Origin of the sequence: Phocaeicola sp. RTP21198st1_B8_RTP21198_201120 (genome assembly GCF_040929485.1) — a bacterium.
In the GTDB taxonomy this organism is placed as follows: domain Bacteria; phylum Bacteroidota; class Bacteroidia; order Bacteroidales; family Bacteroidaceae; genus Phocaeicola; species Phocaeicola dorei.
This window is the reverse complement of the sequence record NZ_JBCOCI010000328.1, coordinates 1-1,477: the sequence shown is the minus strand read 5'-3', so window position 1 is coordinate 1,477 and position 1,477 is coordinate 1. Positions and strand designations below refer to the sequence as shown.

General features: G+C 35.7%; 1 protein-coding gene. It reads right to left on the bottom strand.

The features are described from left to right. Nucleotides 1-706 (bottom strand): glycosyltransferase family 2 protein (locus AB5935_RS25945; protein WP_368327866.1); only part of this gene is annotated, 706 nt, incomplete at its 3' end. Between the last annotated feature and the right edge of the window lie 771 nt (nucleotides 707-1,477).

The window sequence follows — 1,477 nt, the reverse complement described above, 5'->3', positions numbered from 1 at the left end:
TATCTGCAAATTCAGTAATGAGAGGACGTGTAAACGCAATAAGGACGTTCAAGGGCTTAGTTGCGGATTTGAGGATACCATCATTCTCATAAACCTTATCCATAAAAATTTCATTAGTAAGAAGAAGTTTATACTTTAAGCCTATTTGATCCATTACATAATTCTCCGGAACAAATTTGGTTTCAAGATTTTCAGGCCACGAATACCTCTTAAGGATATCAGTTCTCAGACACTCACAACAATCAAGAAACCATCCCGCATAGTCACCATAGTGGTATTCTACATAAGACAAAGAGTGCAGACCTTCAGGAAATGGCCGCCCTATCATTTTGCCGTTAGTCATACTCTTGCCCATAACTCCACAAAACGAATCCCTGTCCTTGCATCCGTCCCATAGTTTAGCCATCTTTTCCAAGCAGGTAGTAACAAACTGATCATCAGAATCAAGAATAACAAACAGTTCTCCTTTGGCACACGCAATACCCCTATTTAGGGCAGTATGCTTACCTCCGTTTATTTTCTTGATATAACGAAGGTTCAGAAGAGATTCGTACGGGTGAACAACCTCTTCTGTATTGTCACTAGAACCATCATCTACTACGACCACCTCAAAATCCTTGAATGTTTGCTCTACCAAACTTTCTAAAGGCTTTTGAATTGTATGTGCTCGATTATACGACGGAATACAAATTGTAAACTTGCACATAAGTGTATTTTTTTGTTATGCAATTTTGATTGTTTTCAGTAAACTTCTTGTCATTATTTTCAGAACTACACCTGATATACCTATGCTTAATAATGTTACAACGATATTAACTACAGGATAATTTGTTAAAGCCATTAATGTTAGAGGACTCAAAATGAACAACTGATGAACAATATAAATTTCGTAGCTGTATTTATCAGAGAAACTTGCAATCTTCAGTTGTGGTACTTTGTATAATAGCACCAACAACAATGTCATTATGAACACTCCCCAACCATATGAGAATAGTCATGGAAATGTGACCATATACCAATCATCTCCACATTCTTGAAATATTTCAAATAGGCATATACTGATTTCAATACAAATGCAACAACACCAGACAAAATCATTGTGTTGTAGATAACTTTATCTCCATAATCCCGGTATGTTACTGAAAGGACATATCCGACTATATAGCACAAAATGTGCCCCGGGCGAAAATAGGATTGTAGATAGATACCTGTAAAAGTAAACACTACTGCTAAGAAAATAAGCTTTTTGAGATTTGACAAGAACTTTCTTTCGGCATTGCGTCTAAATATCCAATCAAGATATGGAGTCAAAAGATAGCAGATTAATATATTGCCCACAAACCAAAGATGTCCTATGCCTTTTAAAGTTCCTACACAAAATATCGAACCCGCAATTTCTTTTATACCTTAATTCCGCAACACTATTATAAATTAAACTTTTTAAGTACCTGAGCAACAAAAAGTTGCTCAGGATTTT